This is a genomic window from Marinobacter sp. (assembly GCF_040882185.1).
Lineage (GTDB): Bacteria > Pseudomonadota > Gammaproteobacteria > Pseudomonadales > Oleiphilaceae > Marinobacter.
Genome location: NZ_JBBEBW010000020.1, coordinates 18,373 through 44,606, shown reverse-complemented (window position 1 = coordinate 44,606; position 26,234 = coordinate 18,373). Strand labels below are relative to the sequence as shown.

Sequence of the window (26,234 nt, the reverse complement as noted above, 5' to 3'; positions counted from 1 at the left end):
TTACTCCTTGTAGTCTTCCAGACGACGGGGCTGTCACCTGGGTAAGTACTCTCTGGCGATGATATTCTTCATGATCTGAGCGGTGCCGTCACCAATTTGCAGCCCCAGCACATCCCGCAAACGCTGGGCAAAGGGCAGATCCTCTCCCCAGCCGGTATGGCCATGAGCGAGTAAACACTGCTTTACCACATCGAATGCCAGCTTCGGCCCCCACCATTTGTTCATGGCTGCCTCCGCATTATGGGGCAGTTTGTTGTCCTTTAACCACAAGGCGTGAAAACACTGCAATCTGGCCGCCTGCACATAAGTCTGGAACTCGGCCAATGGATGAGTCAGGCCCTGAAAGGCAGACAGGTGCTGGCCAAAAGCCTGGCGCTCGGTCAGCCATTTCCAGGTTTCATCCAGGGATTGCTGCGCCACCGCCAAACACTGCAGGCCAATCAGCGCACGGCTGTAATCAAAACCCTGCATGACCTGCTTGAAGCCTTTGCCCTCAGCGCCCATCAGGTTGCCGGCGGGCACCTCCACGTTGTCGAAGAAGATGGACCCACGGCCGATGGCGCGTTGGCCATTGTCTTCAAATCGCGTGGTGGTGATACCCGGCAGGTCCATCGGCACCAGAAAGGCGCTGATGCCCGAGGCGCGCTGTTCCACCGTTCCGGAGCGTGCAAATACCACTGCAACATCGGCCTGGTCTGCCATGGAGATCGAGGTTTTTTCGCCGTTCAGCACGTACACATCGCCTTTGCGCTCAGCCTTCAAACGCAGGTTTGCCGCATCGGAGCCGCCCTGGGGTTCGGTCAGGGCGATACAGGGGATATTCTGACCCGCGATGATGTCTGGTAGCCAGGCATGGGCCAGCTCAGGCGTAGCATGGCTGGCGATGATCTGTCCGTTGAGGGAAACCAGCAAAGGCAGGTAGCCCACGTTGAAGTCACCCCGGGAGATTTCCTCTACAATGAGGCCGCTGGTAATACAGTCTAGCCCGCTACCGCCGAATTCTTCCGGGAGCTCGCCGCCCAGTAAACCCATCTCGCCCAGTTGGCGGATCAAAGGGCGTTCGATAACGCCCGCCCGGTCCCGCGCGCGATAGCCCGGCGCAAGTACATCGGCGCTGAATCGGGCAACGCTTTCGCGGATCGCATCCTGTTCTTCAGTGAATGCAAAGTTCATGATTTTCTCCACTAAAACTTACTTGTAGTACTTCCTGAATTCGGGCTTGCGCTTCTCCTTGAAGGCGCGCACACCTTCCTTTGACTCCTCGGTGTCGTAATACAGGCTCAGAGCCTGCATGCCGAGGGCACCAATACCCGCAATGTTGTCGCTGTCGGCATTGAATGAGCGCTTGGCAATGGACAGCGCTGTTGGGCTCTTTTCCAGGATTTCATCGCACCACTTCTGAACTTCGGCATCGAGTTGCTCCGGGGGAACTACGGCGTTACACAGGCCCCAGTCCATGGCTTGCCGGGCACTGTATTTACGGCACAGATACCAGATTTCCCGGGCTCGCTTTTCGCCCAGCACGCGCGCCATATAGGCGGTCCCAAAGCCCGGATCAACCGACCCCACCTTGGGGCCGACCTGGCCGAACACTGCGTTATCAGAGGCGATGGTGAGGTCACACAGCAACGCCAGCACATGGCCGCCGCCAATGGCAAAACCCTGAACCCGGGCAATCACCGGTTTGGGTACTTCACGGATCAGGCGCTGGAGCTCTTCCACGGGCAGACCAATCAGCCCACGGCCGTCGTACTGGCCTTCGTGGGCGCCCTGGTCACCGCCGGTGCAAAAGGCTTTATCGCCGGCACCGGTAAATACGATAACGCCGATGTCCTTGTTCCACCCGGCGCGGTTGAAAGCGTCAAGCAGATCCATACAGGTCTGGCCGCGAAAGGCGTTATAACGATCAGGACGATTGATCGTAATGGTGGCGACGCCGTCGGTTTCGTCATACAGAATGTCTTCGTAATTCATGATGTTTTCTCCGTTGTGCTGGGACGGGCCGTATGGCCGGTCTGGATTGATCGGATTAACCGGCCATCGTCAGGCCGCCGGACACGCTGATAACCTGCCCGGTAATGAAGTTGGCATCGTCACTGGCCAGCATGGCAATGATGCCGGGGTAGTCTTCTGGTTGAGCCAGCCGACGCATCGGAATGGCATTGCGAAAAGCTTCCAGCAATTTCTCTGGGTTGTTTGATGTGGCGGCGACGCTCTTAAGCAGTGCCGTATCTGTCGGTCCGGGGCAAACGACGTTCAGGCAGACGTTCTTGCTGGCCAGTTCCCGCGCCATGGTTTTGCTGAAGCCCACCAGTCCGGCCTTACAAGCCGCGTAGACCGCTTCACCCGAGGAGCCCACACGGGCGGCGTCGGAGGCTATATTGACCACTTTCCCACCGCCTGCCGCTACCATCTTCGGTAGCACAATGTGGTGCATGTTAAGAGCGCCGGTGAGATTGATCGCAATCAGTTGCTCCCACATAGACGGTTCGGTTTTCAGAAAGGGCATGAAACGGTCAAACCCGGCGTTGTTCACCAGAATGGTGGGTACGCCGAGAGTGTCCTCGATGGCGGCCAGCGTGCTTTCGATGGCGGCGTAATCGGTGATGTCCGTGGTATAGGCCGCCGCTTTACCGCCCGTCTCAGTAATCAGATCCGCCGTGGTTTGAGCAGCGCTTTGATCCCGGTCGAGCACTGCAACCAGGCAGCCTTCTTCTGCAAAGCGCAGGCAGACTGCGCGGCCGATGCCGCCCCCGCCCCCGGTAATAATCGCTGTTTTTCCGTTCAGTCCTTTCATAATAAGTGTCCTCCGGTTGTTGGACTTAAAGGGTTATTGGGCTTAAAGGGTTGTTGCGCTTAAAGTGCCAGTCGCCTTTCGAAAACTAGCGGGATTTTGCCGGTTCCAGTTGCACGGCTCTGGCCTGCTCCCGCAGCTTGAATTTCTGAATCTTGCCAGAGGGCGTGCGCGGCATGGCCTCGATGATCTCCAGGTACTCCGGCAGATAGCTTTTGGAAAGCTGATGGGTCAAAAGATGCGTCTTGATGTCTTCCAGATTGATACCGGAAGAGCTGTCATCGAGTGTAATATAGGCACAAAGCCGCTCACCCAGTCGCTCATCGGGGCAGCCAACCAGCGCGACATCCGCTACGCCGGGGTATTTGTAGAGCAGATTTTCCACCTCTACGACCGGTATGTTTTCACCGCCGCGAATCACCACATCCTTGGTGCGCCCGGTAATCCGGATATAGCCGTCGGCGTCCATCCGGGCAAGATCGCCGGTGGCAAACCAGCCATCCTCGTCGACACCGTAGAGTTCAGGGCGCTTGAGATAGCCCACAAACAGGCTGGCGCCACGTACCAGCAGATTGCCTTCCTCGCCGGGGCCAAGGGTTTTGCCATTGAAGTCGGTAATCCGCAGATCCATAAAAGGTACTGCCCTGCCGTCCGACTGACTGGCTCGCTCCGCCGGATCTTCCGGACAGGTCATGGTGACAGCGCCGTTTTCGGTCATGCCCCAGGCAGACACAATGCGGGCTTTCAGGACTTTACCTGCCTGTTCAACCAGGGCACTGGGAATCGGTGCGCCTGCGGATACAAAGATCTTCAGACTGTTCAGGTCATCACCGTAATTAGGGGCGACTTTGACCAGATCGGCAAGAAACGGTGTTGCCGCCATGGTGAACGTTGGTTTCTCGGTGGCGATGACCTTGGCCAGATAATCTGCATCCCATATGTCCTGCAGGATTGCCGAGGTGCCAAGATAAACAGGCATCATCACGCCATAGAGAAAGCCGGTCTGGTGGGCCAGGGGAGAGGCCATTAACACGCTGTCGTCAGTAGTCAGGTGCAAGCGGTCCGCGTAGGGACGCACATTTGCGAACAGTGTGTTGGAAGTGTGCAGGACGCCCTTGGGCTCGCCGGTGGTGCCCGAGGTGTAGAGAATCTGGATCACGTCATCGGCGGTGGGGCGGCGCTCGCTGAACAGGGCGTCAATGTCTTGCTCCTGTTCCCAGGGATGATCCAGAAGAGTTTGTTCAAAACTGTTATTGGTGGTGTTGTCACCGCCAATTACCAGAACCTGCTCCAGTGTAGGCAAGTCTGCTTTCAGACCATTGACCATCGCTTCATAATCGAAATTGCGAAACAGCTTGGGAATCACCAGCACCTTACTTTCCGCATGGCCCAGCATGAAACGTAGTTCCCGCTCCCTGAAAATCGGCATCAGCGGGTTTAGCACCGCACCAATTCGCATGCAAGCCAGGTGCAGTGCAGTGGTTTGCCACCAGTTTGGTAGCTGGCAGGACACCACCTCCCCCTTGCCAACACCCATGACCGCCAGGCCGCCTGCTATCCGCGTCACCTTCTCATCTAGCTCCCGGTACGTCAGTTCAGTCCGGCTATCGGCTGTTACCTGGTAGCTGACAATAGCCGCGCGGTCGGGGTGGGAGGCTAAAGCATCCTCCAGATAATCAAGAATGATTTTGTCGTCCCAGGCGCCTGACTTGATCATGTCGGTGCGACGCTCGGGTTGCGGAATGATGCCTGTATCCATCTGAGTCACCTCGGTGCTGGAACGAATTTTTGTTGGAAGCCAGTTTAGCCGGGCCGTACTAGCCAACATACTCCCTTATAAAATTATATGTCAACATGTTGTCCTAATGTTTTGTAACTGGCTTTAATTGCCCCTGTAATGAGAGTTATAACGGCGCTTGGTTGTAGATTTTCGATTCCCTCCGAGGAATAAATGGCAATATGTTGATTTAAAAGAGACATGGCATGATGCTTTGCGCAAGTCGGTATCGCTTGTCATGCGCTGGCGTGGTATATCAGCAGGTTTGGAATAACACTTTCATTTCCGGAATCCGACAACATGCCAAAAGCCAGTGAAATCAAGAAAAATTCAGCCGTTGAATATGACGGTAAAGTCTATTTCGTAAGGGATATTGAGCGTTCAGTGCCTCAGGGGCGTGCGGGTGGCAGTCTTTATCGCATGCGGATGTACGATGTCGTCACGAACCAGAAGAAAGATGAAACGTTTAAAGACTCAGACATGTTGAATCTGGCAGATCTGGTCCGTCGCCCGGTGACGTTTTCCTACGCAGACGGTAACGAATGTGTCTTCATGGACAGTGAAGACTACACGCCCTATAGCCTGAACCGGGAGGCCATAGTGGACGAGCTGTTGTTTGTCAGTGAAGAGACTCAGGGCCTGCAGGTGATTCTCGTAAGCGACGCCCCGGTAGCGCTGGATCTGCCGCCAACCGTTGATCTTGAAATTCTGGAAACCGACCCGTCTGTGAAAGGGGGCTCAGCCACAGCGAGGACAAAACCGGCCAAACTTTCAACGGGGCTGGTGGTGCAGGTTCCTGAACACATTTCTATCGGTGACCGGATTCGGGTCAACGTGGATGAGCGCCGATTTTTGAGTCGAGCCTAGAACCGTGAATCTCATCATGGTGGGTATGGGCATTTGGATGCCGCTACGGATGTATGTGCTGTGAATCAGGCCTGGTTAAACACAAAAGTGTCCATGGCCAGCACTCCATGTCGGATTCCCCCCTCGATAACCTGTGCGGTGCCTCTTCTACCTGAGGCACCCAGGGCAATAAACAACGGCAGCAAGTGCTCCGTCGTCGGATGGGCGCGCAGGGCGTGAGGTGCACAATTCAAGGTGTCCAGTAATTGGCTGTGCCGACCCTGTTCAACGGCTTCGCGAACCCAGTTTGCGAATTCCCGCACATACGCTTCGCCATGTCGGTGCTCCATGCTGACTTCCCCCAGATTGTGGGTCAGGCTTCCGGAGCCGATGATCAGGACACCTTCGTCTCTCAAAGGCGTCAGCGCCTGGCCAAAACGATAAGCAGACTCTACGTCCAGATCTGACGGCATCGATACCTGAAACGCCGCCACATTTGCGTTTGGGTACAGATAAAGCAATGGCACCCAGGCTCCGTGATCAAGCCCCCGACGTTCATCCGCCGTTGTGGGCCAACCGCTGGCTGTCAGGAGTTCGATAGCTCGCGCAGCAAGTGTCGGTTCACCGTTAACCGGGTACTGGATCTCGTAGAGCTCCGGCGCGAAGCCACGAAAGTCGTGGAGGGTGCCGGGTCGGGTTGATGTGGTCGCCCTTGCAGCCGGTGTCGTCCAGTGGGGTGAGACAACCAGTATGGCCTTTGGAGTGGGGAGTGCTTGGCCCAAAGCCGTGAGTTCCGGGCCAGCGAGGCCCGGATCAATGGCAAACGTCGGGGCGCCATGAGATACGAAGAGCGTAGGTAAGCCTGTCATTTTAATCTCCTGCTGACGAATGGTTGGTTCACCCGCGTTCGTTCGCCTTACCTCAGGCCTTAGCGAGCAAAGCGTCCACGGAGCCGCGACCGGCACCACTAAACATAAGTGATACAGACACTGCTAACAAAGCCAGGCCGAACTCATAACCGTTGTTACTCATGAACAGGCCGTTACCTATGTGGACGCTGACTATGGCGATCAACATGGCGAAGGCCAGTATCGCACCCGCCGGGCGGACCAGCAGACCGATAATCAAAGCCAGACCACCGAAAAATTCGGCACCGCCAGCCAGCAAAGCCATCAGGTAACCCGGGCTGAGGCCAATGGAGTCCAACCATTGTGCTGTGCCTTCCAGACCATAGCCGCCAAACCAGCCAAACAGCTTTTGAGCGCCGTGCGCAGCGAAAATAATGCCGACCGGAATACGCAGCGCCAGGGCGCTCCAGCTTGGGTTGGTGGTGATGACGCGATTCAGTAGTTGTGTGCTCATGTTTGCGATCTCCTCTGGGGCTTCGGGCTGAAACCATGTATTGAACTTTACTCATCGCCCTAACTGAGATAAATATGGCTATATAATATTAACTGTACCGGAATTCGGAACAATGGATCGATTTCTTGAAATGAAAACCTTCTGCACGGTTGTGGATGCAAAGAGTTTCGTCCGGGCGGCGGAAGCTATGGGTGTCTCCAAGGCGGCTGTGTCCCGCTATGTGAATGATCTGGAAACGCGACTCGGCACTCGTCTGTTACATCGCACCACGCGCCGGCTCTCCCTGACGGATGAAGGGGAGGTGTTTTATTTTCGCTGCCGGGAGTTACTGGCCGGGGTGGACGAGGCGGAATCAGAGCTGGATGTCCGCAGTGGCGGTGTTCGGGGGCTGGTTAGACTCAATGTGCCGGTGAGTTTTGGGATCGGGCATCTGGCGCCGCTGTGGGGAAAGTTCCACGAGCGGTACCCGGAGGTGCGGCTTGGCATCAATCTGGCGGATCGCATTGTGGATATTGTGGAAGAAGGCTTTGACCTCGCCATCCGGATTGCCACGTTGCCGAGTTCCACGCTTATCAGTCGCAGGATGGGCACCACCCGGGTAGTGCTCTGTGCGTCACCGGTCTATCTGAAGACCCATGGCCTACCCGCCCATCCTGCAGAGCTCGCGGACCACAAAATCATTGCGTATAACAACCTGGCAACTCGGCATGACTGGCATTTTAAGAGCCCGGAAGGCGAGGTAAGTGTGCGCGTCAAGCCCTGGATGGATACCAACAATGGCGACACCTGCCGGGCCGCGGCGCTCAGTCACCAGGGCATCATTCTGCAACCGGATTTTTTGGTGGGAGAGGACCTGGCTGCTGGCAGACTGGTAGAGATCTTGCCGGATCACAGATCTGTCGAACTGGGGATTTATGCGGTCTATCCCACCCGGAAATTTGTGACGCCCAAGGTCAGGGCGCTGGTGGACTTCCTGACTGAAGAACTCGACGGTGAACCCTAGGTGAACCTTAAGAGAAGTCCGGAGCCAAACGGTTTGCCAGCGGGGTTATCTATCTTCCTCTTCCGCCCTTTCCTCCGCTTCGACTTCAGCCTTCCGCTTTTGGATTTTTTTCATCTTTTCCGGTGAAATCCGTATTTTACCGCCCCGAAGCATGAACAGACTGCCAATGACCAGGGCGAAGGCGAGAAAAATGGCGATCCATCCAATGATTGGCATGTTTGTGGCTCCCTTATTATTCTGAATTGCTCTATCGTGGACCCGACTGATGCAGGCGATAACCTGATTATAGGACAACAACCTATGCCTTTCTCCCGAATTTATGAGTATGCCTTAGCACGTAAGGGCGGTGAACAGGAGTTGCGTTCGCTGCTGCCTCCTGTGGCAGAGCCTGGAGCCCTGGAAGCAATGGGTGATGATCGTTACCTGGCCGAGGTGACGCGCTGTGTGTTCAAGGCGGGCTTCGTGTGGCGGGTGATTGAAAACAAGTGGCCGGGTTTTGAGGCAGCGTTCGAAGGGTTCGTGCCGGTATACTGGCAGCAGGTTCCGCCGGACGTGCTGGAAACATTGGTGCGGGATGAGCGTATTGTGCGAAATATGCAAAAGATCCGCACGGTGCCTGAGAATGCCCGGATGATTGTGGACGCCTCAAAAGAATACGGTAGTTTTGGCGCCTTTTTGAGCCATTGGCCCTCAGATGATCAGGTTGGCCTGCTGATGTGGCTCAAACGCCATGGCGCGCGGTTAGGAGGCGCTACCGCCCAGTATTTCCTGCGCCGGGTTGGCTACGATGGCTTTATTCTGTCGTCTGATGTAATCACGGCTCTGCGTCGGGAAGAGATGATGGATGCTTCTCCGGGTAGCAAGAAAGCTCTGATACAAGCGCAGAAGGCTTTCACAGACTGGCACCAGGAAAAAGGGCTGCCTTATAGCCACTTGTCGCGAATTCTCTCGTATACGGCGGGGGATTGATCGAGTTTCCAGAATAGTATGCCTGGGGAGTATTCCTATGCCGCTGATCCATATACGTTTTGTTGTGTCGCTTCTGACGGCCGTACTCATTGCCTTGGCTGCCCCTGCCTCTGGTAAGACAATAGAAGCGCCGCTGGATGCGTTAGGTTTATCGGCGTTGGCGGAGCGGCCTGCTTATCTGGACCGGTTGCATGCCTTACTGGTTGCGGTCGATGGTGAGCCGGTGCTGGCTTATGTGTATGAAGGCCCGGGTATGAACGCCCCGGTCAACATCAAATCTCTATCCAAAACGGTGTTGTCGGCGGTGGCTGGTATTGCGATTGAGAAAGGAGTGCTGGACAGCGAGGACCAGCGTCTCGCCGACTTGCTGGCCATTCCGGCTGGCGTGGATGAACAAGTAAATGACATTACCGTTGGCCATTTGCTCTCCATGCAGGCGGGTTTGGGGCGGACGTCTGGCCGCCATTACGGCGCCTGGGTGAGCAGCGACAACTGGGTAGACTACGCGCTGCGTCGACCCTTCGCAGATAAGCCCGGTGGGGCGATGCTCTATTCCACCGGCAGTTATCACCTGCTGGGCGCGGCTTTGGTACAGGTGACGGATCAGAACCTGTTGACTCTTACCCGGCAATGGCTTGGCCAGCCCCTTGATGCAGACATTCCGTCCTGGCCTACGGACCCGCAGGGCATCCATTTTGGGGGTAACGACATGCGAATGTCCCCGTCAGCCTTGCTTGCCTTGGGAGAACTGTATCGCAATGGTGGCGTTTATAACGGCGAACGCTTGCTCTCCGAAGCCTGGATCAGGAATGCCTGGACCCCCCGAGGCAAATCCCGCTATACCAATGATGATTACGGCTACGGCTGGTTTGTGACCGAATTGAGCGGTTACCGCGGCTATTATGGGCGCGGTTACGGGGGCCAGATGCTGTACGTTATCCCGGAGTTGGCACTGACTGTGGTAATGACGGCAGATCCGTCGCCGCCAGCCTCACCTTCATTCATGCGAAAACAGAACCGGTTGATGGAATCGATATTGATTCCGGCAGTGGAAGCCGCCCGCTGAACAACGAAACGAGATTGAAGGTGAAGTTGGAAGTTGTCTGACGGTTTATATAACGGAGTTATGGACGTTGAAGCAGCAATCGCTTGAACAGTATCAAGTTTTCATTTACCTCGTTGCGATTGGCTGCGGGTTGCTTTTCGGCACTGTTTTTCCTGGTTCGGTTGGCGTTCTGGAATTCGCCTTGTGGCCGCTTCTCGGTGTCTTGCTTTACGCCACTTTCACGCAGGTTCCCCTGGCACACCTGGGGGAAGCCTTTAGCGGTAGCCGATTCATGGTTGCAGCGGTAGTCGGTAACTTTCTGGTTCTGCCTATAGTCGTGTGGGCGCTCATGCAACTGGCCCCCGCCATACCTGCCGTGCGACTGGGTATTCTTCTGGTGCTGCTGGTGCCGTGTACGGACTGGTTTATCACCTTCACGCATCTGGGCGGCGGCGACACCCGGCGGGCTATCGCGTTCTCACCAGTAAGCCTTATTCTGCAGCTACTGTTACTGCCGGTGTACCTATGGGCATTCTTTGGCGCAGATTTCGCTATTAGTGTTGCTCAGCGGGAAATGCTGATGGCATTTTTCGGACTGATTGTGCTGCCGTTAATAGCAGCCTTCCTGACAGAGAAATGCATAGAAATCGATAAGCTGAACGAGCGCCTGGCAAATCGGCTGGCCTGGTTGCCGGTACCCTTGCTGGCGTTGGTGGTGTTCTCTATTGCCGCGACCCAGGTCGGAACCGTAGTGGAATCTGCGGGCCTGCTGGGGCATTTGCTGGTGATCTTCGTGATATTCCTGATAATCGCCGGGCTGCTCGCCCGTGCCCTCGGATTGCTATTCCGGCTTCCGGCAGATCAGGGCAGGGTACTGGCGTTCAGCCTGGGCACCCGTAATTCGTTTGTGATGCTACCGCTGGCCCTGGCCCTTCCAGGGCACCTTGAACTGGCGGTGGTGGTAATCGTGTTCCAGTCCCTGGTCGAACTCTTCGGGATGGCGGTGTATTTGTGGTGGGTGCCGAACAGGCTGTTTCCCATCGTCGGCTCACGTTCTCGAAGTAAAAACGCCCAATCAGGAGGCTGAATGAGCTACCCGATAGAACACAAGCTCGTTATTGCAGTGGCCTCCAGCGCGCTGTTTGATCTTAGCGAATCCGACCGCGTATTCCGCGAAGAGGGACCGATCGCCTATCGCGAATTTCAAGAGGCCCATCTGGATGACCCTCTGGCCAAGGGCGTCGCCTTTCCCTTTGTGCGGCGCTTTCTGAGTATCAATGATCGTTTCCCTGAAAAGCGCCCGGTGGAAGTGGTGCTGCTCTCCCGAAACTCAGCCATCACCGGCAAGCGTGTCTTCCGCTCAATCCTTCATCACCAGTTGGATATTTCAAGGGCGGCGTTTCTGGAAGGGAAGTCGCCGTATCCCTACATTCCTGCCTTCAACGCGTCGCTGTTTCTTTCAGCCAATGAATCAGACGTACTTCAAGCCATCGATTTTGGCTACCCCGCTGGCACCGTGCTACCCACCAGAGTAGTGGACGATCTGGACGACGGTGAACTGCGGATTGCCTTCGATTTTGATGGCGTTATCGCCGATGACGCCTCCGAGAAAGTGTTCCACGTAGGCCAGCTCAGCGCCTTTCATAGTCATGAAACCGAAAAATCCCACATCCCTCATTCACCGGGGCCCCTGGCAGACCTTTTTCAGAAGCTGGCTTTCCTGCAGCAGCTTGAGGATGACGCGGTCAAAGCGGATGAACATTACAAACGGGTCCTGCGTATGGCCATCGTTACCGCTAGAAACGCGCCGTCTCACGAACGGGTTATCACCACCCTCGAACATTGGGGCGTAAGTGCCAACGAAACCTTTTTCCTCGGCGGCATGGGCAAACACAGGATTCTGGAAGTGCTAAAACCTCACATGTTCTTCGACGACCAGAAAAGCCACCTGAAATCCGAGGGCGGGCAGGTGCCGATGGTGCATATTCCGTTCGGTGTTGCCAATATTGAAAATGTGGAAGATTAGAGCGCGCCAATAAAGCTTGCGACCTTTTTACTTTCCTTCGTCTATTGAGGTAAGACCGGAATCGTCCGGGCCAGCCAACTCAGACAGAAGGGAAGATCATGAAGCGATTTCATGTGCACGTTGCGGTAAAAGACCTGAACAAAAGCATCGATTTTTACAGCAAGCTGTTCGGCCAGGCCCCTGCCAAGCAGAAAGACGACTACGCCAAGTGGTTACTCGACGACCCACGCATCAACTTCGCGATTTCCAACAGATCGGCCATCACCGGACTGGACCATTTCGGATTTCAGGTGGATGATGAGGAATCGTTGGCCGAATTGAAAACGCGCGCTCAAGAAGCCGGAACGGCCATTCTTGACGAGGGGAGCACCCAATGCTGCTATGCCCGCAGCGAAAAGCATTGGACCGTGGATCCCCAGGGCTTGGCCTGGGAGCATTTTGTGACGATGGCCGACGCGGTGGAATTCGGGACGGATCGTGTCACCGAGGCCGTGGCGAAAACCAGGGAGCAGAACCGCGATGGCGGAACAAATGCCTGCTGTGGCTGAAAGTATGCACCGGGGTGGGCCATCCACCCCGGGCCTGCAGTTGGCCGAATCCTACCGGGAGTTCCGGGCGGGCTTGCTGGGCTTTTTACACAGTAAAGTCAGTAATCCGTCCGTGGCGGAAGATATACTTCAGGAAGTCTTTCTGAAAGCTCTCATCGCCCTGGAGCGGGGCGCTACCCCGGCAAACCTGCCAGCCTGGCTGCAGCGTATTGCCACTAATACGGTAATCGATTTCTATCGTACCCGACGCCAAACCGTGCCTGTGCCCGATGATCTGCCAGCGCAGGAAGGTGTTTACGCGCCATCAGCAGAACAGACCCTGGCGTTGTGTCTGAAACCGTTTATCAACGAGCTACCCGATATTTACCGGCAAGCCATGCTGGCCACCGCGATAGAAGGCCGCAGCCTGGTGGCTGTCAGTGAAGACGAAGGGCTGACGGCCTCCGCCGTCAAGAGCAGAGTGAGTCGTGGCCGTCGAATGCTCCGCCAGAAAGTGCTGGATTGCTGTCACGTGGAAGTCGCGCGGTCGGGGGAGGTTCTGGCGTACGTAAAGCGGGACTGATCTGTTAATTGTGGTATTTGCAGAACATTCTCGGATCAATCCGGTAGAACTTCTGAAGCGCTTCGTAAACCGCTGGCTGAGCATTCGAAAGGTGCTGCGGCTGCTGGAAGAAAGTTTCTGTGAGCACTGCAAAGAACTCCGCCGGTTCTGTGGCGCCGTAGGGATCAAGCCAGCTTTCTGACTGGTGGCTTAGCGATTGCCGTAGTTGCTCATAGGCCTGGGTCATTGTTTGCTGCCATTGCTCAGCCTGTTCACCACTGAGCGGTGGTGCGCCATCCGCCGTTCCATCCAGATAGTCGAGCTGGTGGGCGAACTCGTGCAGGATCACGTTATGGTGACTGCCCGGTCTGGTCGCGCTTTCTTCACACTGGCTCCAGGCCAGTACCACCTGGCCGAGAGAAGACGCCTCTCCGGCGCGTACCTGGTCGCTGTGAGTCACTACCAGGCCATCCTGGACCTGTTCCTGCACCCGGTAAACGTCCGGATAAACCAGAATGCTGCGAATTTCATCATAGTCAGAGTAGGGGCGGGCCAATATCAGCAGACAAGCGTGACCCGCGATGGTCAGCCGAACCCGCTCGTCCACCTCAAACCCGTCGCAGCCATAAAAGTTCTTTTCAGTCAGGAACAGCTGCACGTGCTGCTCGAATTGGCGCTTGAGGTCCGACGTAAGGCCGCGATAGAACGGCACCTGAGCCTCAAGAACCACAACCCAATGCTCCGGGAAACCCTGCTCAAGGTGCTGTTTACGACGCCAGCTCCGGTAGAAGAACAGGTAAAAGCAAGCCCCGGCGAGTAAAGCGGTGACGAACACCAGATAGATAAGCATTGATGACATGTGTTGCCTTTTCACCGTTTGCTCCGGCCACCGTATTGGTGAACAGGGGATTGGTCGGCTTTACACCGGATTGGTGGCCAGAATTTTTTTCAGGAAGTCTTGTGTTCGCGGGTCTTTCGGATTGTGGAATATTTCGCTGGGCGGTCCCTGTTCCACGATCCGGCCACCATCGATAAAGATCACCCGGTCGGCCACATCCCGGGCGAATGACATTTCATGGGTGACCACCATCATGGTCTGGCGCTCGGACGCGAGCTGCTTCATCAGCCCCAAGACTTCCTCCACCCATTCGGGGTCCAGGGACGATGTCGGCTCATCAAACAGGATCACTTCGGCCCCCGCTGCCATCGCGCGGCCAATTCCGACCCGTTGCTGCTGACCTCCGGACATGGACGCGGGATAGGCATCCGCCTTGTCACCGAGGCCGATCCGCTCCAGTATTTCCCGGGCCCTTTGGTAAGCTTTTTCCTTGGGCCACTTGTCGACCACCAGCAAACGTTCGGCAATATTCTGAAGCGCTGTCTTGTTGGCAAACAGCGCGTAGTTCTGGAAGACAAACGCAGTTCGCCGCCGCATTGAGAGCATTTCCGCCCGGCTGGCCCGGTTCACGTCCACCGTTAAGTCGCCCACAGTCATCGTGCCCGAAGTCGGTTGTTCGAGAAAGTTGATGCAACGCAGCAACGTGGATTTCCCGGTTCCCGAGGGACCGATGATCACCACGATTTCGCCCTTCTCAATAGTAAGATCGATGCCGTCGAGGACTACCGTCTTGCCAAAATGCTTGCTTAACGATGCCAGGTTAATCATCGGCTGTAGGCCTTGTTCAGGCGCATTTCCAGGTAGTGCTGAAGCTTGGAAAGCACTTCAACCACTATCCAGTACATGATGGCGGCGACAATGAAAGCCTCAAAGTACAGAAAGCTTCCGGCGGCTTCTTTCTGGGTGGCGCCCATCAGTTCCGTGACGCCCAGGGTGAATGCCAAGGAGGTAGCTTTGATCATGTCGATGAAGTAGTTCATCAACGTGGGTAGCGCCACACGGGTAGCCTGGGGCAATATGATCCGTCGCATCAACTGGCCATTGGTCATGCCGATCGACAGGGCTGCCTCGGTCTGGCTGCGATCAACCCCCACGATGGCGGCACGGATCGATTCCGCCATATAGGCGGAAAAGTGCATAGTCAGCCCCATAATGGTCGCCGTGATGCCGTCTATCACCGTTAACGCGCTGACCAACTGCGGCAGCCCGTAATAGAACAGGAAAAGCTGCACCAGCAGCGGTGTACCCCTGAAGAAGGAAATGAACACAATCGTCAGTTGATTGAGTACCGGGATGCGCAGTACGCGGACGACCGCAAACAGGCAGGCGAGGATCAGCGCCAGCACCATCCCGACACCCGCCAGTTGCAGGGTGAGGGGCAGATAACTGAGCAGAACAGGCACCAGCCCAAGCATATACTCGACGTTTAACACATCCATAGGAAGTCAGGCCTCGGTGCGCCCCTCAGGGCTGGGTGATGTCTGTACCGAACCACTTTTCGGAAATGGACGCCAGGGTTCCGTTGTCCCGCAAGGTCGAAAGGGCCTTGTTGACTTCATCCCGAAGGGCTCTGCCAGCCTCGGTGTCGTGGAACGGGTAGGCGTTAGTGATCTCGGAAAAGGTGGGGCCGGCCAGTTCAAGCGGCAGGGGCTTTTCCTTGATGACCTGGCTGGCGCTGACCCGGTCCATCACGAAAGCGTCCACGCGGCCCAGCGCGGTGTCCTGCTCCAGATTGCTCTCATACGTTTTTATATTGATTTGATCGGCGTAGGGAAGCTCCTGTAATAGTGCTTCAAAATTGGAGCCCAGGTTCACTGCCACGGTTTTCCCTTTCAGGTCTTCCACACCCTGAATATCGGTATTACCTTTCTTGACTACTACCTGGGCGCCGTCATAGACATAGGGATCGCTGAAGATATAGGCCTTCTGGCGCTCTTCAGTAATCGTAATCTGATTGGCGACGGTATCGATGCGACCGGCTTCCAGCATACCGAACAGGCCCGAGAAACTGGCGGTTTCGAACTTGACGTCACGCCCCATTTCCTTGGCCAAGGCGTTCATGACATCGACGTCAAAGCCTCTCAGTTCATCCTGCTCGACAAACGTAAACGGGAAATACTGACCGGACATCCCCACACGCAAGGGATTCTCCTGCGCCAGCAAAGGTTGGCTCACCAGCAGCGCCAGGTAGACAACGGCATTGATTAAAAGTGATTTCATAAAGCCTCCCACGGAAACATAAAAACCGGCCCAAGCGTTCAAAACGCTTGAAGCGAATGAATATTCAATACACTACATATGACGCCGGAACAAGTTAAGTACCAGAAGACAGAGCGGGTCAATTCGACCGCGCCAGAACAGGTCCCCCATCCGCCTGTAAAAACCGGCACATCAACAGGATACACGGGTCACTGACCATGTTCCGTAGACCCTTCGAGCTCACTCCGGTTACGTCTACCTGGCTGTATCTGGTTTGATTTTTTTCGGGTTCGGCGCACGCAAGGCTCGCAGGCCAGCTGCGATTGCTTCGAGTTCTGAGCGTGCACCTGTCCTCTGCATCGCCTCGTTAGCCAATACGCCGAGATTGACCTGTGCGTCGGGAAGACGCGTTATGCGCCAGGTAAAAGTGTAGTCGGGAAATCCGGCGCAGATCTCGCCGGGGCAGGGGTCCAGCGCTACGGTTTCGATCAGGTCGTTGCCAACGTTAGGCAGCGCGGCCTCGAGCTCCTGCGTTGAATAGTCAATTCGGGCGTTGCCAATAAAGTCATCCCCGGTGCCGTCGTTCGCACAGTGCGGACCACCGTGTTCGCCCGGCCTGGGAGTGGTAGGGATACAGAATCCTGCTGGCAGGAAGAAGTCTTTCTCCCAGAACTCGACCCTGAAAAACATGGGTGCGGGTTCGCCGATCTCCTCGCACACCGACGACTCGCCAAGCACAGCGACACCAGGACGTACCGCAACGACGCAACTTATCGCGGGGTCGAAGCTGTGGGTGTCGCCCGAATCAATGTCACCGATCTCGTTGGAAACAGTCGAACCTTTGGCATCGTTGGTCTGGATTATCACCTCGTCGCTGCCCAACCAGTCGATGCCGGTTTCGTCTCGCGCCTTGAATCGCACCGCCTCGATCTTGTAGCGCCGTTCGACCCATTGAATGGTGTCCCAGGGGGTAGTTCTCGACATCCCCTCGGCGGAGGGGAGGCCTGCGCCTTCCTGTCGCTGCGATGCCGGTTTGTCCTGCGTGAACGCCACCTGGGGCCACCAAAATCCAGCCACCAAACCAAAGCAACCCGTTATGAAACATCTGCGTGAGATCATCATCGATGCCCTCCTTGGTGAGACACCTCAAGACAAGATCACAATAAAACGCAGAGACACAGGCCCGTGTGAGGCACTCTATGCCGATTTCTCAATATTGTGCTTTAAGCATTATAGCTGCTATTAATCTTTCTGTTTCCTGCCTTGAAGTCAGTAGAGGGAGCATTTGCCTCCAACGCGACCTCCGCGAACCACAATGTAGCGCTGATCTGACGCAAAGAGTTGCTTCGCCGGCTTCTCACCGTTCAGGCAACACCGGTTCCGGTTTCAGAAACGGTACCGGATCAACCGGGCCGCCGGAGTAAATCCCAAAATGCAGGTGAGGCGGGGTAGTCCTCGCGTTGCCGGTGTTGCCCACGTGTCCAAGTACGTCGCCTTTTTTAACCGAGTCGCCGGATTCTATCGCGAATGAATCCAGGTGGGCGTAGTAGTAGCGTGCGCCGCCGAGGCCCAGCATACCGCCCGTCAGCCACACGTGTTTGCCGCCGATGCCGCCTGTGCCGGTTCGGACACGGCCATCAGTCACTGCAGTAACGGGTGTTCCTTTGGGCGCAAAAATATCCACGCCGTGGTGAATGCGCGCTCCCCCATCGCGAGGCGCACCAAAGGGGCTGCCGATATCGCGCAGCAAGGCGCCATCCACCGGTAGCGGCAATGAGCCGCCATTGGCGATAGCCAGCGAATACTCCAACCCGGCGAACAACTCCGGCTGGAGAACGATACGGTAGTCGCCAGAGGAGGACACAACCCGGCTCCTGGTTGCGCCCTCCGCGTCCAGTGCCGTGACGGTTGACCACCCCTGTCCGTCACCTTCGTGCCGCTCCAGGCTGGCGTAAAACCGACTGCTGGCAGTATCCCGGCGAGAGAGTTGCCAAATCAGTTTTTCTCCCCGCTCAAGCGAAATCTGATAAACATGTGCCTCAATATCATCGTCTGCAAAGACTTCAGAGATGCGGTACTGCCCGTCGACCTCCACAGGTTGGTCACTCGCCCGTTCAACGGCCTGGGCCCACCGCTGCCCCAATGGGCTGTCCAATAGTCCGGCCAGGCGCAAACGCCAGACAAATAGATCTCTCGGTGACCAACCCAACATATCGAAGGTGAAGTAACGGACGGTTTTTTCGCCGCTTTCAGCCGCGTCTTGTCGCAGGTCATCACGAACAGTAATAAGAACGACCAGCAGGGCTAACAGGATAAAAAGTAGCCAGGGACGCAGGGCAGGTTTCCCTGACGTCATAGGGGGCTGGTCAGCGCTATCTGTATAAGCAGTTCCAGAGACCGACGTTTGCTGGCTCTCGGATGCCTTGGATGAGTCACTCATACCAACATTCGCCGCATTGTCGTCGTGGGTCGTTTTCCATAGCCCAGTTTACGATGGAATCGACGAATTGGAGCAGAATGTTGTTTTTAGGCCGAGCCTACTGGAAACGATTGGCTTCGATGTTATCCATGGTGCCAGCGGACGAGCGATACCAGACCGCGAGGCCCTTGCCACTGCCATCCAGTGCAACCTACGGACTAAAGGCATCGCCTTCATCGTCGGCTTCGATCAATTCTGCGGTGCCCCAACCGACGCCCGTTACATAGCGGTTGGCCCAGATGTTATTACGGTCACCATCGGACTGGTTCCACACGGCAAGGCCGTTACCATCGGCATCCAATGCCACGTGAGGAAACCTGGCGTCGCCTGCTGCGTCGGTTTCGATAAGCGCCGCGCTGCCCCATGCACCGTCGGTGGTGGTGAATGACCAGCTGTTATTGTTGGCGAGTGGGTTACCGTGAAGATCGGTGATGGCCGTACTCAGTGTAGCGGTGTAAGTCGTGAGCAGTGACAGATTTGTTGCCGGGGTAAAAGTGGCGATATTGCGGGTGGCGTCGAAGCTGGCTGAGCCGGCAACGCTGTCCAGATTCGACGTCAGAGTATAGCTGTCATTGTCGACCGTGACTGCAAAAATGTCTTCGTCAAAGCTGGCGTTGATCACGGTATCATGGGCCACACCGGTGGCAGAGTCTGCAGGTGAGGTGCTGGTGACGGTTGGTGCTGTGGTGTCCGCCGTCGGTGCTATAGCCCTTGTGGAATCACCCGAGTTGTCACATCCGGACACGGCGATCATTATTGTAAACATCAGTGCGATGATGACTGCTTTACATGGAATGCGCATCACAATACCTCTTACATTTACCAGACAAACCTAAGGAAAGGTGCTTAAACACTGAGCTGGACTGAGAGCCTTTAATTAAAACCGAGTCAAGAAGGGTTGGGTGTTCGCTCTCATGTTCAAGAGCGGCGGATTGTGCAGGTAAGAGCTCGCCGATTATGGGTTGATGGGGGCGCCTTCGTGGTGGCACATGCAAAACCGGGCACAGAAGATGATTACTCCAATACACCAAGTCTATGCCTTCAGACTTGGTACTTTTACAATGTATATCATCGAATATGGAGGATGATTCCCGATTCTGCAAGAAATTAGGATGGTTTTCCCTAGCGAATGCGCACGAACTGTGTTAAGCGATGCAATATTCCGAATACTGACTGATTGGAACCATAAATAAACAGTATTGAAAGATGAGATTTATCCCGGTCGGTTTTGCGGTTGAAACAAAGTTTCACCTGGATAATTTTGGTATTTCGTGCGAAAAACTCGGCAAAGCCTCCAGGGAAATTGAACTGATCATTTCCGTTGAAGGCATTTGCCAATAAACCACAGGGCGCCCCTCCTTGGGAACGGCGGTAAGTCAAACTTTGAAGCGGCCCGTCGTTAGTTTAAGCTCGCTGGCGTAGCCGTCGAGCTTCGTGCTGATAGCGTTGATATTGCCTGACCGTCGCGAGCTTTCTGAAGCGAGTTCGTTGATGTTGACGATGTTGCGATTGATTTCTTCAATTACCTGAGTCTGCTCTTCCGTTGCCGAGGCGACGCTGGAATTGACATCGCTGATATTGTCCATGGATTCAAGAATGACGTTCAGCTCTGTTTCCGCGTCTGCAGCCAGTTTCTTTGTCTCTCCGGCCTGCGCGCTGCCGGTTTCCATCACATTAACAATATCCGAAACGCCAGTTTGAAGTGCGGTGATCATGCGCTGAATATCTGCAGTCGACTTTTGTGTACGCTGTGCAAGCGTTCTCACCTCATCGGCGACGACCGCAAAGCCACGCCCCTGTTCACCAGCCCGGGCTGCTTCAATGGCAGCGTTAAGCGCCAGGAGATTGGTTTGCTCCGCCACCCCGCGAATCACATCCAGCACTGACGTGATGTTATCTGAGTCTTCTGACAGCTTGCGGATAACCTCGACGGCCTTTGAAATCTGGTCCGCGAGTGCTTGCACCTGCTCTGAGGAGCTTCGAAAGATACGGCCGCTTTTCTCCGTGGTATCCCGGGCCTGAATGGTAACCTCTGCAGCTCGTGACGCATTGCCTGCGACTTCCTCAATTGCACTCTGCATTTCATTGATGGCGGTAGCGACCATTGAAATGAGATCTGCCTGCTGGTTAACGCCATCACGGTTGTCCCGAGCTGATGTTGCGAGCTGGCTGGCTTCGTTGCCGAGGTTTTCACTGAGATTCTGGATGCTGCCAATCATGTCCTGCTGATTGGCTAACACCTTGTTGAAACTGTCTGCCAGTGCGCCGAGGTCGTCGTTTGTCTCGACCGGTACTCGTTGGGTCAGGTCACCTTCGCCCTGAGCAATGTTGTCTAATTGGACTTTTAATTGGCCGACAGCGCCAACAATCAGGCGAAGGAAAATTACAAACAGAGAGACGCAGACCACAACCGTGACAACGCTAATGGTCAGAATTAAAAAGGAGCGACTTGAGGCTTGGTCGGCAGCATTGGCGGCGGACATCTGGGCCTGCTCATGAGCATGTACACCAATGACGTCATAGTAATTTCGGAGTTCGCCAAATGCGGTACGGCCTTCACCTTCCAGAATTGACTGGGCTGCAAGCCTTGAACGGGACTCTGAAAAGTCCATGGACTCATTTGCGGCATCTATCCAACGTGTATAGGCTGCCTCGAAACCATCGACCTTTTCCGACACACCCGTGCCCCGCAGCCGCTCGATGGCAAATTGCATTCTATCGAAGGCCTGTTGGGTATTTTCGTCGAATGAGGCCCGTTCTTCGTTTATATCTCTACCTAAAAGCGCCGCGTTGACTGCGGCATTCTGATCGACGAGGGCTTGATAAAGGTCTCGATCTCCATTGAGCACTTCGGTAATGGCAGGCAGGGAATTTTCAGTAATATCGTTAGTGTCAGCAATCAGATCCTGAAAAGTCAGTGCGCTGACGACTCCAATAATAACCAGAGCAATGGCGGACAGGGCAAAGGGTAGACAGATTTTTGTCCTTAGCCCAAATTTCTTGTTCAAATTCATTCAAGAACCCTCATTGTTGTTTTGCTATTGGAATGGAGCCATCGGCGCAAAGGAAAGGGCATCGCCATACCTGCACTGAATATACTTGCAGTCCATTCAGGCGCGTTTTCACCGAATCAATAACGACATACTGGCTCATAATACCCATGCTCACGGTATTTTATGAGAAGTGCCCCACAGCCTTGATGGCTGCAACAATAATGGCTGCGCCAAGAAGTGAAACGCCGACCTGCAAAAAGTGGTATTTGTATGAAGCGAAGACGAAAGCGGTACTGGTAATAAAGACTCCAAGCCAGACCTTTCTGTGCGCAGAGCCTTCTCGGTGACCAGATCGACAGGGTTACCAAGCAAATCCTCCAGATAAAATTGCACGCCAAAATAACGTTTAGAGGTTGCCGGGCCATCGAAAGCCACCGACACATCAATGTCGCTGTGAATGGTTGCTGTATCGCGAACAGTCGAACCAGAAGCTCCTCCAGAGGCGGCGAATTGTTATGACATATTCGCAGATTCCGGCTCTTGGACAGAATCCCGGACAGATCTAATTTTCGTGGGCTATGGGCACAATTATCGAGAAATCAGATATGTCCCGGTTTTCCCCTAACCGGAACTTCAGCGTTTCGGGGCGTGCAGGATAAACATTGCGGCAATGGCGAGCAAAACGATGGCGCCAGCCTCGTAAAGAATGTTCAGAGGATCCATCTCTTTTCCCTGCAGTACGATCAGGCGGGCAAGAGCGGTGATCGCAATGAAAATAGGATAGATGAAGGGTGACCCTTGCCCGGTGTAGAAAACCGCGACCATGGCGATCACCTCGGTGTAGAGGAACATCAGCAGGATATCTGCCAGTTCGACGGTTCCGCTCTGGTAAACACTGATAACCTCAAAGCTGGCGGCAACAATCGTCAGTAGGGCAGTCAGAATCAACATCAGTTTTTCGGCGATCCGGAAACCGCCGACCGCAAGAGCGCGCTCGGCGTGGCTCATGGCGGCGGCGTCAGGTTCTTTCAGTTCCTGATCCTGGATTTGCTGATCGCGGTCGAGCCCTGAGTCTTGCATAACGGAACCTTTTAGCGCTAAATTTTTGAACTTATGAGAAAGCTTTGGCATGACTATAGCCCCGAAATACTAAACCGGCACGGACATTATGCCCTTTGCTGAGGATCTCGGATCTCGCCTAGCCTCAACAAATAACCGGGTTCTTGAGGCCGAAGTATTACAGAGGCCGCCAATTACTTAATTAACCCCATCTCCTCGATAGAAATCTCCCGCAGGACGTAAAACTGGGCAGTATCGGCGTCTCGTGATTCAAAGCTATGGCGCACCGGGCGCAGAGCCCTGGCGCACGCGCCTTCCTGAACGTAACGGTGACCAGCAGCCTTGTGAAAGGATTCGCGGTGTTGTGGTTCCGCTTCCGTGGTCTGTTACAACGGAAAATAAATCTGTCTTGATTGTAGTCGTTGGTGCGCTCGAAGGAGGAGGGTAGAAGTTGTCAGAGCACACTTTAGTTCTCACCTGCCACTCGGCCTATCCGGTCCAATGCCTGGGCGCGCCGAATTTCCCCAGCGTCGAACGACTGCTCCTGCAGGCGCTGGATTTGTGTCGCGCGGTCCTGCTCGGCCAAACCACTCGCGAGGATGGTTTGGCGTTGCCGCCGATAGTCGCTGTAACGTTGGTCCCACTGCGTCCGCTGCTGGTCAAGTCGCTCCAGGCGGTTAGCGGCCTCAACGCCGAAACTCCGCACCCGCAATGCGCTGATTTCCGCCTCGCTGGCACCCTGCTCGCGTAGCTTTGCCACCTGCTTATCCATCTTTAGGGGTGCCTGAGTGGCGGTCACCATGTGCTGAAAGGTTCGGGGTAGGGCATCGGTCAGGGATTCAAGCCGTTGCTGTTTTTCCGCTTCGGTCAGAGCGCTGTTCTCCACGATTTCCCGCCGGGACAGCTGGAATTCGTCATAGGCGTTTTCCGGCCCATAGAAGGCATCGTTGGTCTCGAGGTCGAACCAGCTTTGGCGCAATGCCTGGCGCTGCATCATGACAGTGCGCATGCTCTCCAGGGTACCGTCATAGGGCGGCAGGTCGGATAGGGCCTCCTTGAGGCCCATGTATTGACCGAACAGCGCCCACGCCTGTTGCGCCGCTTCCGGCGGAAGATGGCTGTCGATGTAGCGCGCCAGCCTGGACTTTACCATTTCGAAATCCTCTTCACCGATTGTTGTCAGGAAGTAGTCGAATACCCGCCGCACGCCCGGGGAGATAATAAGTTGCCCATTGTCGTCGGCGCTGAGTTCGCCATCTACGGTGGTACCGCCCAGGGATTTTGGACGTTCCCCGAGTCCACTGCCGGTGGACACATAGCGCGCCAGTGAGTCGCCTTTGCTCCGTGGCACCACGAGGTCGGACGTACTGTTTGGGGTAGCCGCGGGCGGGACGACGGAAGCTGAGGCTGATGGCTCCCGTGGCGGCGAGGCGGCGCCCATCAGGTAAAGCAACACCCCGACAACGATGGCCCCCAGGGCGAGCAGGGAAAGGCCTGTCGTTATTACCTTTGTATTCATTGGAACTCTCCCTGACTAAACCAACTCAAGTGTTCGAAAGGCCAGGCGACACGATGTTGATTAAGTCATGTCTCCTTCACCACCAAAACCCAGGGCATCGGACAGGTCCGGGTCGGACTTGATCATTTGCCAATCGGCCTCGTTCCCGAGCAGGGCGAGGCATACCCGCCCCATGGTCCTCAGGTAAGCCGGCATCTCCTCCGGCCCGGCGTTTTTGCAAAACTGGTGCCCCAGGTACTCGACACTGTTGAGCAGTGCCTTCAGCGCCACCCGTTCGGGCACCGGACGGCCATCGGCGACCAGCATGTCACTTAGCAGGCCTGTGAGCCGCTTGTTATGTTCGGTTCGATGAATACCGACCGGGGAGTTCAGGTCGTGCAGCTCGCGAAACCGGGTTTCCATCAGTTTTCCCAGCGAACGCCCCCAGTTCAGATAGGCCGCCAGTACTACCGGCAGATATTGAACGGCGCTGTCCCGGCGCACGGAGAAAATTTCAGCGAACACCGCTTCGAGCTCCTCGTGGCAAAGCAAATCCACCGCATCTACCGCTTCCCGGGAAGACGAGAAGTATTTGTAGAAGGTTGGGCGTGAAATCCCGGCGGAATCCAGGATGAGCTCTACAGTGGTGCCATGGAACCCGCGTTCGCTGTAGACCTCCCGTGTTGCGTCGAGAATGCGCGTGCGCATTATTGGGCCTGTGCTTCCGGGCGGACGCCCTCTTCCCCTGCTGGCAGACTGCTTGACCGCCATTATCGTCTCCATTATGAGTTAACACTAATGTTAATTTATTTGCAAATCGCATTACGGGCCAAGTGTATCAAACAGGCGGTTCGGCGGCAGCGTAGTACGTTAGGCAGCAGTATTTGGGGGACTTTTTCCGCCTGTAAAGACAACTTTTTTAAAAATTAACATTAACATTAGTGTTAATTTTAAAGTTAGTCTAACCTTGGAAGCGCGTGCCTTGGGCAATCTCTCTGTGTCCCGGGCATTCGAACTTCGAACAATAACAAAATCCAGGAGAAACACATGAAAACAAAAGTCTATCTAGGTCCCGCGCTTGCTCTGCTGTTGGTGGCGGGTGCTGCTCCCGCCCAGGCCAGCTTGTTTGGCTGGTTCTTGAGTGAAGACACCTACACCGAAACCCGTTACCCCATCGTTCTGGCCCACGGCCTGTTCGGCTTTGACGACATCGCGGGCTATGGTTACTGGTATCGCATTCCTGAAGAATTGCGCCGCAGCGGTGCTGAGGTCTACGTCAGCCAGGTCGCGGCCGCCAATAGTACGGAAGTGCGCGGTGAGGAGCTGGCGCGACAGGTGGAGACCATTCTGGCGGCCACCGGTGCCGAGAAAGTAAACCTGATGGGCCACAGTCATGGTGGCCCCACCAGTCGCTATGTGGCCTCGGTGTACCCACAGTACGTCGCGTCCGTAACCACCATTGCCAGTCCGACTATCGGCGGCGCACTGGCTGCGGATATGCTGCAGGGCGTCACCGAAACGGTTCCATACTCCGGCGCTGTGCTCGGCGGCATGGTTAACGCGTTTACGGGTTTGGTGGACCTCCTTTCCGAAGGCGGGTACGAGCAGGACTCCCTGGCGGCCATGAATTCTTTATCGACGAGCGGTATAGCCGAGTTTGGTGCCAATCATCCGCAGGGCGTTCCGCCCACTTTCTGTGGTGAGGGTAAAGAGCTTGAGGACAATGGCGTGCGCTACTACTCCTGGTCCGGAGCCAGCCCCGCAACCAACATCCTGGATATCAGCGATGGTTTGATGGTGGGAAACTCCCTGATGTACAGCTTGCAGGGGCTGGAAAGTGACGGTCTGGTGGGGGTGTGTTCCAGCCATCTGGGCAAAGTGATCCGGGACGACTACCGTATGAACCACCTGGACGAAGTGAACCAGATATTTGGCCTGGTGAGCCCTTTCGGAGCGAATCCGGTCTCGGTGTTCCGTCAGCATGCCAATCGGCTCAAGACGAAGGGGCTGTAGAGAGTCTGTCCGTTCGGGGCATCACCGCCAACGAGTTCCGACTCGGCGGCGGTGCATTGCCATCCTCTAGGCGAAAACTGTGTCTGGGCTATGCGGATTTCCGATTGCCCGTCATAGCATTTCGAACAGCACATTGGCACCGCAAGCCAGCCACAGATTCTCGATGGTCCCGTAGTAAGGCGTG

27 protein-coding genes and 1 pseudogene are annotated in these 26,234 nt (G+C 55.5%); 9 read left to right on the top strand and 19 right to left on the bottom strand.

Annotation, left to right across the window (positions count from 1 at the left end; genetic code table 11):
• Positions 1 to 33: 33 nt before the first annotated feature.
• From aliB to WEB64_RS10900, 4 genes are all read right to left on the bottom strand, one after another.
• The gene (gene aliB, locus WEB64_RS10915) at positions 34 to 1,173 is read right to left on the bottom strand and encodes a cyclohexanecarboxyl-CoA dehydrogenase (protein ID WP_368061418.1); all 1,140 of its coding nucleotides are present in this window, start codon (positions 1,171 to 1,173) and stop codon (positions 34 to 36) included.
• Positions 1,174 to 1,191: 18 nt separating this feature from the next.
• The gene (locus tag WEB64_RS10910; RefSeq protein ID WP_368061419.1) at positions 1,192 to 1,974 is read right to left on the bottom strand and encodes an enoyl-CoA hydratase-related protein; all 783 of its coding nucleotides are present in this window, start codon (positions 1,972 to 1,974) and stop codon (positions 1,192 to 1,194) included.
• 55 nt (positions 1,975 to 2,029) lie between these two features.
• Positions 2,030 to 2,797 carry an SDR family NAD(P)-dependent oxidoreductase gene (locus tag WEB64_RS10905; RefSeq protein ID WP_368061420.1) on the bottom strand — a complete coding sequence of 256 codons (768 nt, stop codon included), beginning with the start codon at positions 2,795 to 2,797 and terminating at the stop codon, positions 2,030 to 2,032.
• Between the two features lie 85 nt (positions 2,798 to 2,882).
• Positions 2,883 to 4,553, bottom strand: coding sequence for an AMP-binding protein (locus WEB64_RS10900; protein ID WP_368061421.1), 1,671 nt, complete (start codon positions 4,551 to 4,553; stop codon positions 2,883 to 2,885).
• Between the two features lie 318 nt (positions 4,554 to 4,871).
• Here WEB64_RS10900 and yeiP point away from each other — a divergent pair, with 318 nt between their 5' ends.
• On the top strand, positions 4,872 to 5,438 hold the full coding sequence (gene yeiP / locus WEB64_RS10895) for an elongation factor P-like protein YeiP (RefSeq protein ID WP_368061422.1): 567 nt from the start codon (positions 4,872 to 4,874) through the stop codon (positions 5,436 to 5,438).
• Between the two features lie 65 nt (positions 5,439 to 5,503).
• Here the strand turns inward: yeiP and WEB64_RS10890 are convergent, their stop codons facing one another.
• Positions 5,504 to 6,286 carry a dioxygenase gene (locus WEB64_RS10890; protein WP_368061423.1) on the bottom strand — a complete coding sequence of 261 codons (783 nt, stop codon included), beginning with the start codon at positions 6,284 to 6,286 and terminating at the stop codon, positions 5,504 to 5,506.
• Between the two features lie 52 nt (positions 6,287 to 6,338).
• Positions 6,339 to 6,779, bottom strand: coding sequence for a DoxX family protein (locus WEB64_RS10885; RefSeq protein WP_368061424.1), 441 nt, complete (start codon positions 6,777 to 6,779; stop codon positions 6,339 to 6,341).
• A 112-nt stretch (positions 6,780 to 6,891) separates the two neighbouring features.
• Between WEB64_RS10885 and WEB64_RS10880 the strand changes: the two genes are divergently transcribed.
• Positions 6,892 to 7,782, top strand: a complete 891-nt coding sequence (locus WEB64_RS10880; RefSeq protein ID WP_368061425.1) for a LysR family transcriptional regulator — start codon at positions 6,892 to 6,894, stop codon at positions 7,780 to 7,782.
• Between the two features lie 45 nt (positions 7,783 to 7,827).
• Here the strand turns inward: WEB64_RS10880 and WEB64_RS10875 are convergent, their stop codons facing one another.
• Entirely contained in the window at positions 7,828 to 7,998 is a 171-nt protein-coding gene (locus tag WEB64_RS10875) for a DUF2897 family protein (RefSeq protein WP_368061426.1), read from the bottom strand.
• Positions 7,999 to 8,082: 84 nt separating this feature from the next.
• On the opposite strand from WEB64_RS10875, the gene WEB64_RS10870 reads away from it, so the two are divergent.
• The 6 genes from WEB64_RS10870 (at position 8,083) to WEB64_RS10845 (ending at position 12,932) form a co-directional block, all read left to right on the top strand.
• Positions 8,083 to 8,751: a DNA-3-methyladenine glycosylase I gene (locus WEB64_RS10870; RefSeq protein WP_368061427.1), complete on the top strand. Its 669-nt coding sequence runs from the start codon at positions 8,083 to 8,085 to the stop codon at positions 8,749 to 8,751.
• Positions 8,752 to 8,788: 37 nt separating this feature from the next.
• The gene (locus WEB64_RS10865) at positions 8,789 to 9,817 is read left to right on the top strand and encodes a serine hydrolase domain-containing protein (RefSeq protein ID WP_368061428.1); all 1,029 of its coding nucleotides are present in this window, start codon (positions 8,789 to 8,791) and stop codon (positions 9,815 to 9,817) included.
• Between the two features lie 67 nt (positions 9,818 to 9,884).
• On the top strand, positions 9,885 to 10,883 hold the full coding sequence (locus tag WEB64_RS10860; protein ID WP_368061429.1) for an arsenic resistance protein: 999 nt from the start codon (positions 9,885 to 9,887) through the stop codon (positions 10,881 to 10,883).
• A complete protein-coding gene (locus WEB64_RS10855; RefSeq protein WP_368061430.1) occupies positions 10,884 to 11,822 on the top strand; it encodes a 5'-nucleotidase in 939 nt (312 codons plus the stop codon).
• Positions 11,823 to 11,920: 98 nt separating this feature from the next.
• Positions 11,921 to 12,370 carry an ArsI/CadI family heavy metal resistance metalloenzyme gene (locus WEB64_RS10850; RefSeq protein ID WP_368061431.1) on the top strand — a complete coding sequence of 150 codons (450 nt, stop codon included), beginning with the start codon at positions 11,921 to 11,923 and terminating at the stop codon, positions 12,368 to 12,370.
• Positions 12,342 to 12,932 (top strand): sigma-70 family RNA polymerase sigma factor, encoded by a 591-nt coding sequence (locus WEB64_RS10845; RefSeq protein ID WP_368061432.1) that lies wholly within the window; start codon positions 12,342 to 12,344, stop codon positions 12,930 to 12,932. The genes WEB64_RS10850 and WEB64_RS10845 overlap by 29 nt, the downstream gene beginning before the upstream one ends.
• A gap of 4 nt (positions 12,933 to 12,936) precedes the next feature.
• Here the strand turns inward: WEB64_RS10845 and WEB64_RS10840 are convergent, their stop codons facing one another.
• The 12 genes and pseudogenes from WEB64_RS10840 to WEB64_RS10785 form a co-directional block, all read right to left on the bottom strand.
• Positions 12,937 to 13,770, bottom strand: coding sequence for a zinc-dependent peptidase (locus tag WEB64_RS10840; RefSeq protein WP_368061433.1), 834 nt, complete (start codon positions 13,768 to 13,770; stop codon positions 12,937 to 12,939).
• A gap of 60 nt (positions 13,771 to 13,830) precedes the next feature.
• Entirely contained in the window at positions 13,831 to 14,577 is a 747-nt protein-coding gene (locus WEB64_RS10835) for an amino acid ABC transporter ATP-binding protein (protein WP_368061434.1), read from the bottom strand.
• Positions 14,574 to 15,248, bottom strand: a complete 675-nt coding sequence (locus WEB64_RS10830) for an amino acid ABC transporter permease (protein ID WP_368061435.1) — start codon at positions 15,246 to 15,248, stop codon at positions 14,574 to 14,576. Before WEB64_RS10830 ends, WEB64_RS10835 begins: the two co-directional genes overlap by 4 nt.
• 25 nt (positions 15,249 to 15,273) lie before the next feature.
• Positions 15,274 to 16,029 carry an amino acid ABC transporter substrate-binding protein gene (locus WEB64_RS10825; RefSeq protein WP_368061436.1) on the bottom strand — a complete coding sequence of 252 codons (756 nt, stop codon included), beginning with the start codon at positions 16,027 to 16,029 and terminating at the stop codon, positions 15,274 to 15,276.
• Between the two features lie 234 nt (positions 16,030 to 16,263).
• A complete protein-coding gene (locus WEB64_RS10820; protein ID WP_368065600.1) occupies positions 16,264 to 17,127 on the bottom strand; it encodes a hypothetical protein in 864 nt (287 codons plus the stop codon).
• A 238-nt stretch (positions 17,128 to 17,365) separates the two neighbouring features.
• Entirely contained in the window at positions 17,366 to 18,448 is a 1,083-nt protein-coding gene (locus tag WEB64_RS10815; RefSeq protein ID WP_368061438.1) for a M23 family metallopeptidase, read from the bottom strand.
• A gap of 190 nt (positions 18,449 to 18,638) precedes the next feature.
• Positions 18,639 to 19,289 (bottom strand): Ig-like domain-containing protein, encoded by a 651-nt coding sequence (locus tag WEB64_RS10810; protein WP_368061439.1) that lies wholly within the window; start codon positions 19,287 to 19,289, stop codon positions 18,639 to 18,641.
• A 574-nt stretch (positions 19,290 to 19,863) separates the two neighbouring features.
• On the bottom strand, positions 19,864 to 21,501 hold the full coding sequence (locus WEB64_RS10805; protein WP_368061440.1) for a methyl-accepting chemotaxis protein: 1,638 nt from the start codon (positions 21,499 to 21,501) through the stop codon (positions 19,864 to 19,866).
• A gap of 150 nt (positions 21,502 to 21,651) precedes the next feature.
• A pseudogene (locus WEB64_RS10800) lies at positions 21,652 to 21,957 on the bottom strand (nucleotidyltransferase family protein); the annotation flags it as partial.
• Positions 21,958 to 22,113: 156 nt separating this feature from the next.
• Positions 22,114 to 22,560, bottom strand: a complete 447-nt coding sequence (locus tag WEB64_RS10795) for a phosphate-starvation-inducible protein PsiE (RefSeq protein ID WP_368061441.1) — start codon at positions 22,558 to 22,560, stop codon at positions 22,114 to 22,116.
• Positions 22,561 to 23,005: 445 nt separating this feature from the next.
• Positions 23,006 to 24,058 (bottom strand): lipase secretion chaperone, encoded by a 1,053-nt coding sequence (locus tag WEB64_RS10790; protein WP_368061442.1) that lies wholly within the window; start codon positions 24,056 to 24,058, stop codon positions 23,006 to 23,008.
• Between the two features lie 60 nt (positions 24,059 to 24,118).
• Complete coding sequence (locus WEB64_RS10785; RefSeq protein WP_368061443.1) at positions 24,119 to 24,745, bottom strand: TetR/AcrR family transcriptional regulator; 627 nt, start codon at positions 24,743 to 24,745, stop codon at positions 24,119 to 24,121.
• Between the two features lie 339 nt (positions 24,746 to 25,084).
• Here WEB64_RS10785 and WEB64_RS10780 point away from each other — a divergent pair, with 339 nt between their 5' ends.
• Positions 25,085 to 26,050, top strand: a complete 966-nt coding sequence (locus tag WEB64_RS10780; protein WP_368061444.1) for a lipase family alpha/beta hydrolase — start codon at positions 25,085 to 25,087, stop codon at positions 26,048 to 26,050.
• Positions 26,051 to 26,234: the final 184 nt, after the last annotated feature.

What these genes read in the sequence shown, in the direction of transcription:
- aliB (WP_368061418.1), bottom strand. Translation starts at nt 1,173, where the DNA reads ATGAACTTTGCATTCACTGAAGAACAGGATGCGATCCGCGAAAGCGTT.
- WEB64_RS10910 (WP_368061419.1), bottom strand. Translation starts at nt 1,974, where the DNA reads ATGAATTACGAAGACATTCTGTATGACGAAACCGACGGCGTCGCCACC.
- WEB64_RS10905 (WP_368061420.1), bottom strand. Translation starts at nt 2,797, where the DNA reads ATGAAAGGACTGAACGGAAAAACAGCGATTATTACCGGGGGCGGGGGC.
- WEB64_RS10900 (WP_368061421.1), bottom strand. Translation starts at nt 4,553, where the DNA reads ATGGATACAGGCATCATTCCGCAACCCGAGCGTCGCACCGACATGATC.
- yeiP (WP_368061422.1), top strand. Translation starts at nt 4,872, where the DNA reads ATGCCAAAAGCCAGTGAAATCAAGAAAAATTCAGCCGTTGAATATGAC.
- WEB64_RS10890 (WP_368061423.1), bottom strand. Translation starts at nt 6,286, where the DNA reads ATGACAGGCTTACCTACGCTCTTCGTATCTCATGGCGCCCCGACGTTT.
- WEB64_RS10885 (WP_368061424.1), bottom strand. Translation starts at nt 6,779, where the DNA reads ATGAGCACACAACTACTGAATCGCGTCATCACCACCAACCCAAGCTGG.
- WEB64_RS10880 (WP_368061425.1), top strand. Translation starts at nt 6,892, where the DNA reads ATGGATCGATTTCTTGAAATGAAAACCTTCTGCACGGTTGTGGATGCA.
- WEB64_RS10875 (WP_368061426.1), bottom strand. Translation starts at nt 7,998, where the DNA reads ATGCCAATCATTGGATGGATCGCCATTTTTCTCGCCTTCGCCCTGGTC.
- WEB64_RS10870 (WP_368061427.1), top strand. Translation starts at nt 8,083, where the DNA reads ATGCCTTTCTCCCGAATTTATGAGTATGCCTTAGCACGTAAGGGCGGT.
- WEB64_RS10865 (WP_368061428.1), top strand. Translation starts at nt 8,789, where the DNA reads ATGCCGCTGATCCATATACGTTTTGTTGTGTCGCTTCTGACGGCCGTA.
- WEB64_RS10855 (WP_368061430.1), top strand. Translation starts at nt 10,884, where the DNA reads ATGAGCTACCCGATAGAACACAAGCTCGTTATTGCAGTGGCCTCCAGC.
- WEB64_RS10850 (WP_368061431.1), top strand. Translation starts at nt 11,921, where the DNA reads ATGAAGCGATTTCATGTGCACGTTGCGGTAAAAGACCTGAACAAAAGC.
- WEB64_RS10845 (WP_368061432.1), top strand. Translation starts at nt 12,342, where the DNA reads ATGGCGGAACAAATGCCTGCTGTGGCTGAAAGTATGCACCGGGGTGGG.
- WEB64_RS10840 (WP_368061433.1), bottom strand. Translation starts at nt 13,770, where the DNA reads ATGTCATCAATGCTTATCTATCTGGTGTTCGTCACCGCTTTACTCGCC.
- WEB64_RS10835 (WP_368061434.1), bottom strand. Translation starts at nt 14,577, where the DNA reads ATGATTAACCTGGCATCGTTAAGCAAGCATTTTGGCAAGACGGTAGTC.
- WEB64_RS10830 (WP_368061435.1), bottom strand. Translation starts at nt 15,248, where the DNA reads ATGGATGTGTTAAACGTCGAGTATATGCTTGGGCTGGTGCCTGTTCTG.
- WEB64_RS10825 (WP_368061436.1), bottom strand. Translation starts at nt 16,029, where the DNA reads ATGAAATCACTTTTAATCAATGCCGTTGTCTACCTGGCGCTGCTGGTG.
- WEB64_RS10820 (WP_368065600.1), bottom strand. Translation starts at nt 17,127, where the DNA reads ATGATCTCACGCAGATGTTTCATAACGGGTTGCTTTGGTTTGGTGGCT.
- WEB64_RS10815 (WP_368061438.1), bottom strand. Translation starts at nt 18,448, where the DNA reads ATGAGTGACTCATCCAAGGCATCCGAGAGCCAGCAAACGTCGGTCTCT.
- WEB64_RS10810 (WP_368061439.1), bottom strand. Translation starts at nt 19,289, where the DNA reads ATGCGCATTCCATGTAAAGCAGTCATCATCGCACTGATGTTTACAATA.
- WEB64_RS10805 (WP_368061440.1), bottom strand. Translation starts at nt 21,501, where the DNA reads ATGAATTTGAACAAGAAATTTGGGCTAAGGACAAAAATCTGTCTACCC.
- WEB64_RS10795 (WP_368061441.1), bottom strand. Translation starts at nt 22,560, where the DNA reads ATGCAAGACTCAGGGCTCGACCGCGATCAGCAAATCCAGGATCAGGAA.
- WEB64_RS10790 (WP_368061442.1), bottom strand. Translation starts at nt 24,058, where the DNA reads ATGAATACAAAGGTAATAACGACAGGCCTTTCCCTGCTCGCCCTGGGG.
- WEB64_RS10785 (WP_368061443.1), bottom strand. Translation starts at nt 24,745, where the DNA reads ATGCGCACGCGCATTCTCGACGCAACACGGGAGGTCTACAGCGAACGC.
- WEB64_RS10780 (WP_368061444.1), top strand. Translation starts at nt 25,085, where the DNA reads ATGAAAACAAAAGTCTATCTAGGTCCCGCGCTTGCTCTGCTGTTGGTG.